This is a genomic window from Desulfobacteraceae bacterium, from assembly GCA_022340425.1.
In the GTDB taxonomy this organism is placed as follows: Bacteria; Desulfobacterota; Desulfobacteria; order Desulfobacterales; family JAABRJ01; genus JAABRJ01.
The window spans coordinates 45,443-52,541 of sequence record JAJDNY010000031.1; the positions used below are offsets into that span (position 1 = coordinate 45,443).

At 64.7% G+C, this 7,099-nt stretch carries 7 protein-coding genes; all 7 read left to right on the forward strand.

Annotation, left to right across the window (positions count from 1 at the left end; translation table 11 throughout):
- The first annotated feature begins 146 nt into the window (after positions 1–146).
- The 7 genes from LJE63_03155 to LJE63_03185 all read left to right on the forward strand — a co-directional run bounded on the left by LJE63_03155 (position 147) and on the right by LJE63_03185 (position 6,763).
- Positions 147–668 carry an ATP-binding protein gene (locus tag LJE63_03155; GenBank protein MCG6905599.1) on the forward strand — a complete coding sequence of 174 codons (522 nt, stop codon included), beginning with the start codon at positions 147–149 and terminating at the stop codon, positions 666–668.
- Positions 669–808: 140 nt separating this feature from the next.
- Positions 809–1,558: an outer membrane lipoprotein-sorting protein gene (locus LJE63_03160; protein ID MCG6905600.1), complete on the forward strand. Its 750-nt coding sequence runs from the start codon at positions 809–811 to the stop codon at positions 1,556–1,558.
- Between the two features lie 7 nt (positions 1,559–1,565).
- On the forward strand, positions 1,566–2,804 hold the full coding sequence (locus LJE63_03165; GenBank protein ID MCG6905601.1) for an FtsX-like permease family protein: 1,239 nt from the start codon (positions 1,566–1,568) through the stop codon (positions 2,802–2,804).
- Positions 2,805–2,808: 4 nt separating this feature from the next.
- Positions 2,809–4,038: an ABC transporter permease gene (locus tag LJE63_03170; GenBank protein ID MCG6905602.1), complete on the forward strand. Its 1,230-nt coding sequence runs from the start codon at positions 2,809–2,811 to the stop codon at positions 4,036–4,038.
- Between the two features lie 55 nt (positions 4,039–4,093).
- Positions 4,094–4,777 (forward strand): ABC transporter ATP-binding protein, encoded by a 684-nt coding sequence (locus LJE63_03175; protein MCG6905603.1) that lies wholly within the window; start codon positions 4,094–4,096, stop codon positions 4,775–4,777.
- A 56-nt stretch (positions 4,778–4,833) separates the two neighbouring features.
- Complete coding sequence (locus LJE63_03180; GenBank protein ID MCG6905604.1) at positions 4,834–6,153, forward strand: hypothetical protein; 1,320 nt, start codon at positions 4,834–4,836, stop codon at positions 6,151–6,153.
- A gap of 175 nt (positions 6,154–6,328) precedes the next feature.
- Positions 6,329–6,763, forward strand: coding sequence for a hypothetical protein (locus LJE63_03185; protein MCG6905605.1), 435 nt, complete (start codon positions 6,329–6,331; stop codon positions 6,761–6,763).
- The last annotated feature ends 336 nt before the right edge of the window (positions 6,764–7,099 follow it).

Here is a 7,099-nt window from a genome sequence, read left to right on the forward strand (position 1 = left end):
AAAAATTTACGTTTCGGGATCCCTCTGATATCCTCATTACCTCAAATTGATTCGATATTAAATACCAAAAATAACAACCGCCCGTTCTTCAGACGCCAGGTCGCCCTGGGAGCCGGGTTGCGGGGGTCAAAGGCCGCAGCACCGATATGATTCAGCGCATCGCCATCACCGGGCCCGAGTGCAGCGGCAAAACCTCCCTGGCAGAAGCGCTTGCCGGCCATTACGGGACTCTCTGGGTGCCGGAATACGCCCGGGAATACCTGGCCGCCCTGGGCCGGCCCTACCGTTTCGAGGACATCGGCGCCATCGCCCGCGGCCAGCTGCAACGCGAAGCCCGCGCTGCACACCGAGCCAAGCGCTTTCTCTTCTGCGACACCGAGCCGATCGTCGCTAAAATCTGGAGCGAGGTCACGTTTCAGCGCTGTGACCCCTGGATTTTAGCCGCCCTGGAGAGCCGGCCGTATGCGCTCTACCTACTGACCGATATCGATCTGCCCTGGGAGGATGACCCGCTGCGGGAGCACCCCACCCGCCGCAAAACCCTTTTCCGGCGCTATCACCGTGAATTGATCGCCCGCAAGCTGCCCTTTGAAGTGATTTCCGGCAGCCGGGGCGCGCGTCTGAGAAGGGCGGTCAGGGCCCTCGAGACGCGCTTTGCCTCATCGTGAGGCCGGCGCCGGCGGTTTTACCCCGACGCCGCTTTCTGCTACATGTATCCGAAAGCGGGGCTGCAGCCGCTTTTGCCGGCGCATACGCCGATCCTCCCGAATCCCGTTCTTTTTTGCCCCCAGCGCCGCTGGAGAGCGCCATGCACGCGATCCTGTCCGTTCTTCTGCTGTTGGCCCTCCTCTCGGGGTCCCCGGCGGCCGCCCTGGACGTCGATGCCATCGTTCGGGCGGGTTTCGATTACTGGCGCGGCCAGTCGTCGGCCAGCCTGGTGGAGATGACGATCCACCGGCCGCGCTGGCAGCGCACCATGACCATCCGGGCCTGGACCCGCGGCCAGGACCAGAGCATCTTCTGGATCATCGCCCCGCCCCGCGAAAATGGCACCGGGACCCTCAAAAAACAGCGGCAGATGTGGATCTACAACCCCAAGATCAACCGCACGATCAAGATTCCGCCGTCCATGATGTCCCAATCCTGGATGGGGTCCGACTTTTCCAACAACGACCTGGTCAAAAGCGACAGCCTGCTGCACGACTACACCCACGTCCTGATCGGCACCGGCACCCACCAGGGGCGCCGTGTCTACCATATCCGCTCGCTTCCCAAGGCCGGCGCACCGGTGGTGTGGGGCTGCCAGGAGCTGAAAATCCGGGAGGACTACATCCTGCTGGAGCAGACCTTTTTCGACGAGGATTTCAAGCCGGTCAAGGTTCTTTCCGCCGACCAGCTCCAGATGCTGGGCGGGCGCCTGTTTCCCAGGGTGTGGAAGATGCAGAAGGTTGAAACGCCGGCGGAATACACCCGTCTGGAATACCGGGAGCTGGCCTTCGACGTCGACTTGCCGGAGCGGCTGTTCACCCTCTCCGCCCTGAAGACGCCCCCGCGGTAGGCCGTCCATGATGATCGACCTTAAAATCGCCTGGCGCAACCTCTGGCGCAACCCCCGCCGGTCGTTGCTGACCCTCGCCGCGATAGCCTTCGCCAGCGTGCTGCTGGTCTTTATGCTCTCCTGGCAGCTGGGCTCCTACGATACCATGATCAACGCCAGCGTCCGGATCCAGACAGGGCACCTGCAGGTCCAGGCGGCCGGCTACGAGGAAAAAAAAGAGATCTGGCGGGTGGTCGAGGACCCCTCGCAGGTGGCGGCGGTGCTGGAGGATACGGCCGGGGTGGCGGCCTATACATTCCGGGCAAGCGCCTTTTCGCTGGTGTCCTCCCGCGAGAGGACCTACGGTGTCCTGGTGCGCGGACTTGATCCCGGGCGCGAAACGGCGGTCTCCAGCGTGGCACAGACCGTCCGCACGGGAAGGTTTCTTTCCGCGGGGGATGCCACAGGTGCCGTGGTGGGGGCCCTGCTGGCCCGCAACCTCAAGGTGGGGCTGGGCGACGAACTGGTGGTGATGGGGCAGGCCCGCGACGGCTCTATTGCCGCGGCGGTGCTGAACGTCGTGGGTATTTTCAGTTCCGGCCAGGATGATCTCGACCGCGGTGTTCTCCAGATGCCTCTCCAAACCTTCCAGGAGGCGTTCGCAATGGACGGGGCGGTGCACGCCGTGGTGGTGCGCTGCGATGAACTGGGGGCGGTTGCCTCGGTCCAGACGGCGGTCGCCGGGGCTCTCGGCGCGGCGGGGGCCGACCGTGAGCTGGTCGTGCTGGACTGGATGGCCCTGCTGCCGGGCCTGGTCCAGAGCATCCAACTGGACCTGGTCAGCGGCGTGATCTTCTATCTGATCCTGGTGGTGGTGGTGGCCTTCAGCATTCTCAACACCTTTCTGATGGCGGTCTTCGAGCGCACCCGTGAATTCGGCGTCTTCATGGCCCTGGGCACCTCGCCGGCGCGGCTGGTGCGGATGCTGATGCTGGAGTCGGCGGTCATGACCCTGACGGGGATCCTGGTGGGGATTTTTCTCGGCGTCCTGCTGACCGCCTATTTCCAGCATCATGGAATCGTGATCCCCGGGGCTGCGGAACTGCTGGCGCAGTATGGCCTGCCCGCGCGGATGCATCCGAAACTCTCCTGGCTCTCGGTTGGTCTGGGGCCGCTGGTGGTGATGATCCTGACGCTGCTGACGGCCCTTTACCCGGCGCTGCGCGTGCGGCGCCTGAAACCGGTGGCGGCCATGCGGGCGGTGTGAGGCGTTGGGGATCTACCTGCAGATGGCCTGGCGCAACGTCTGGCGCAACCGACGGCGGACCCTGGTGATCCTCACCGCGGTGGTGATCGGGGTGTGGAGCATGATCTGCGTCGGGGCGCTCTCGCGCGGGATTGCGGACCAGATGGTGCAAAACGGTATCGCCACCCTCACCGGCCACCTGCAGATCCACCGCCGGGGCTTTCGCAGCGATCCGGTGGTGGAAAACAGCATGACCGATCCCGCTGCCGTGCTGGCGCGGCTGCCGGCGCTTCTGCCGCCGGGCAGTCGGTGGAGCGTGCGCGTGCGGGTGAATGCGGTGGCCGCCAATGCGCGCCACTCCGGCGGAGTCACCCTGGTGGGGGTCGACCCGGCTCGGGAGGCGCAGGTTTCCTTTATCGGCGGCGGGGTCACCACGGGCGTGTTTCTTCCGCCCGATGTGCCCTGGGCGATCGTGGTGGGACGTGCCCTGGCCGAGCAGTTCGACACCCGGCCGGGACGTAAGTTGGTCTTGATGAGCCAGGACACGGAGCGGGAGATTGCCTCCCGGGCCTTTCGCATCACGGGCGTTTTCGACGCCGAGATGGCCGCCACGGAAAAGCAGTTCGTTTTCGTGAATCTGGCGCAAGCCCGCGAGATGTTGAAGCTCGGCGGGGGGGCTTCGGAGGTGGCGATCGTGCTGCCCGACCCTCGGCTGGTGGATACCGTCGCCCACCGCCTGCGGACCGCCCTGGCGTCGGAGCGCTGCGAGGTCCACACCTGGCAAGAACTCCTGCCGCTGGTGACCGCCATCCTGAAGATGTACGACGTTTTCATCTTCCTGTGGTTTCTGGTGGTCTTCGTCGCCATGAGCTTCGGGATCGTCAACACCACCCTGATGGCCGTTTTTGAGCGCATCCGTGAATTCGGGCTGCTGCGGGCTCTCGGCATGAAACCCTCGGGGATCGTGGCCTCGGTGCTGACCGAATCCCTGATGCTGCTGGCCCTGGGCAGCGGTCTCGGCAATGCCCTGGGCCTGGCCTCGGTCCTGGCGCTTTCCGAGCGCGGCATCGACCTTTCGGCCATGGCGGCGGGTTTGGAGTTTGCCGGGATGGGGCGGGTGATCATACCCCGGATCGTCACCCTGGATCTCGCCCTGGCCAACGGGGTGGTGCTCGTGCTGGGGGCGGTCGTCAGCGTCTATCCGGCCCTCAAGGCGGCCCGCGTCACCCCTGTCGAAGCCCTGAGCCACACCTGAGGCGGCGTTTTAAAAGCCGCCGGCTGGGCTGCGGCGCCATCGTGGAGTAAGGCGGATGGACCTCGTCGTGTGCAATGATATCGTCAAACGCTATCACCAGGGGCGGGTGCAGGTCACGGCCCTCAACGGGGTCAGCCTTGCCATCGAAAGGGGCGCCTTCATCGCCCTGGCCGGGCCCTCGGGGTCGGGCAAGACCACGCTGCTCAACATCATCGGCGGTCTGGACAGTGCCGACGAGGGCAGTGTCCGGGTGGAGGGCCGCGAGCTGGCGCACCTGACCCCGGCGCAGCTGGCCGAAATGCGGCTGCGCAAGGTGGGGTTCGTTTTTCAGGCTTACAACCTCATTCCGGTGCTTTCGGCGCTTGAAAACGTGGAGTTTGTCATGCTGCTGCAGGGCATGCCCGCGGCTGAGAGGCGCGCGCGGGCCCGGGCGATCCTGGCGGAGGTGGGGTTGGGGGAGATGTGCGACCGCCGACCGGCGGAACTCTCCGGCGGCCAGCAGCAGCGGGTGGCCGTGGCCCGCGCGATCGTCGCGGCCCCCACGATCGTGCTGGCGGACGAACCCACCGCCAACCTGGACTCCAAGGCCGGCAAGGGCCTCCTGAGTCTGATGGCGGAGATGAACGCCAGGAAAAACGTGACCTTCGTTTTCTCCACCCACGACCGGATGGTCATGGACTTCGCCCGGCGTCTGGTTTTGCTCCACGACGGGCGGGTGGCCGAGGACCGGGTGAAGTAGGAGGCATTTGGCAGGCGATGGGGGCAAAGCCGGTCAGAGCGGACGGGTGCTTTCCCATGGGCCGCGGCGGCCTTCCGGCCGCGCTGGTGACTCTGGTGCTGGTGCTTCACGCGGCAGCCGGCTGGACGATGAACACTGAATCCGGGGACGCGGCCGCACCTGCGACGGTCGAAGCGCAGTGGGGCGGGCACCTGAAGCTGCGGGGCAGCGTGGCGTGGCCCCGGTCGGACACCCTCTACGGCGAGCTGGACACCAACCCCTGGCTGGACGGCAACGGGGAATTCCGTTTGAAAAACAAGCTCTTCTTTGGAAAACAGGCGGTTTTCGAAACCCACTACGAGGCCCTGTTCGCAGGGGGGGACACCCGCCGGCGGACCAATGCGCTGGCCCTGTCCAGCGCCGGCAGCACCGTCCGCTCTTTCGTCGTTCCCCGCCAGCTCCAGGACGATCGCCGTCTGCTGGACCTCACCAGTACCATCGCGGAGAATGACAGCACCCTGGTGTTTCAACGCCTGGACCGCCTGTCGCTGACCCTCACCCCGTCCTGGGGGCTGGTGCGCGTGGGCCGCCAGGCCGTGACCTGGGGCAACGGCCTGGTGTTCAACCCCATGGACCTCTTCAACCCCTTCGCTCCGGTGCAAATCGATCGCGACTACAAGGTCGGCGACGACATGGCCCTTGTCCAGGCGGCGTTGGGTGCCGGCGCCAGCGGCCAGATCCTCTATGTTCCGCGGCGCAATCCGGACAGCGGCGACGTGGGCTGGAACCAGAGTTCGCTTGCCGGAAAGACCCATTTCGCCGGGGGGCCGGTGGAATGGGACCTGATGGCCGCGCACCACTACGGCGACCAGGTGGGCGGCATCGGCAGCAGCGGCTACCTCGGCGATGCCGCCTGGCGCGCGGACGGCACCTGGACGTTTCTGGAAGACGGCGGCGGTTTTGCGGCCTTCGTCGCCAACCTGGACTATTCATGGACCCTCTTGGGGAAAAACTGGTACGCTCTGGCCGAATTTTATTACAATGGCCTCGGGGTTTCGGACCCCCGCGAGGCCCTGGAGGACCAAGACCTGCGGCTGCGCCTGGAGCGGGGTGAACTCTTCACCCTGGGACGCTTCTACCTGGCCGGGTCCCAGCGGGTGGAGCTGCACCCGCTGGTCAACGTGTTTTTGACGGCCATCGTCAACCTGGGGGACCCCTCGGGGATCCTCCAGCCGCGGATCGTGTGGGATGCCGCCCAGAATCTGCAACTGACCGGCGGCCTGAATCTCTTCTGGGGCGGGCCGGGCACCGAGTATGGCGGGGTGGTGCCCCCCGACTCCGGCCTGCGCCTGCGATCGCCGGAGAGCGCCTACCTGTGGGTCAGCTACTTTTTCTGACACCCCGGTTCGATCGCCCGGCGGCCAAGGGTCGCGGTCATTGTCACCGTCCTCCTGACTGGCAAGCCCACCGTTTTAAAAAAGAATTGACCCGACCCCCGGCAGGGCGCTATGGGTTGCCTAAAAATGAGTTATATCTCATTTTGAATCTAATCTTTCCCAGGAGGCGCTCCCTATGGCGACCGAAATCTGCATTGCTGAACTGGACAAGTTATTGCGAAACTGGAAGGACACTCCCCAAAGAACCAAAAAGGTTTTTATCGATCTCCAGGACCATCTATCCCAAAAAAGCGATCTGACCTTCGACTTTGTCGCTCGGCCCGGCGTATCGTATTCACTGCGGGCCAAACATCACCGCCAGAGCCAGCGCCCGCTGTTCGCCATGGTGGATATCATCGACGACGATCCCGACCAGCGCTGGCTCTCCGTTTGCTTTTTCGGCGAGATGATTACCGACCCGGATGAACTCGGTGACTTTGTACCGGAGGGCCTGCTGGGCGAAGATGCCCATTGCTTCGATATCGAGGAATGGGATGAGGGCCTGTTGCAATACGTGCGCGATCGCCTCGACGAGGCTTACGACCATGCGGCAAAGGCAAGCTCCGGATAGCTGTCTGCGGACCTTTGGCCTCGCTTTAGAGTGCAGATTGAAGGTTGGCGGTTGGAGGCTTGGCCTGACGGCCAAGTTCGGTTGGAGGCGAATGCCTGGCGGCAGGGCATCAAGCTCAAAGGCGCGAGTGCCGCTATCCGTCGGTCCAACCGGGGCATTTTTCTGGGGCGGAAGGAAAACGACATGGATGCGATGATGATCGATACAATCGGGCCGGTGACGGCGGGCAGCCGGCCGCTGGCGGCGGTGGAAATGCCGGTGCCCGTGCCCGGGGTCGGCGAGATTCTGATCCGGGTGGCGGCCTGCGGGGTCTGCCACACCGAGCTGGATGAAATC

Coding starts and splice junctions, on each gene's coding strand:
- LJE63_03185 (MCG6905605.1), top strand. CDS start 6,329: ATGGCGACCGAAATCTGCATTGCTGAACTGGACAAGTTATTGCGAAAC.
- LJE63_03160 (MCG6905600.1), top strand. CDS start 809: ATGCACGCGATCCTGTCCGTTCTTCTGCTGTTGGCCCTCCTCTCGGGG.
- LJE63_03175 (MCG6905603.1), top strand. CDS start 4,094: ATGGACCTCGTCGTGTGCAATGATATCGTCAAACGCTATCACCAGGGG.
- LJE63_03155 (MCG6905599.1), top strand. CDS start 147: ATGATTCAGCGCATCGCCATCACCGGGCCCGAGTGCAGCGGCAAAACC.
- LJE63_03165 (MCG6905601.1), top strand. CDS start 1,566: ATGATGATCGACCTTAAAATCGCCTGGCGCAACCTCTGGCGCAACCCC.
- LJE63_03180 (MCG6905604.1), top strand. CDS start 4,834: ATGGGCCGCGGCGGCCTTCCGGCCGCGCTGGTGACTCTGGTGCTGGTG.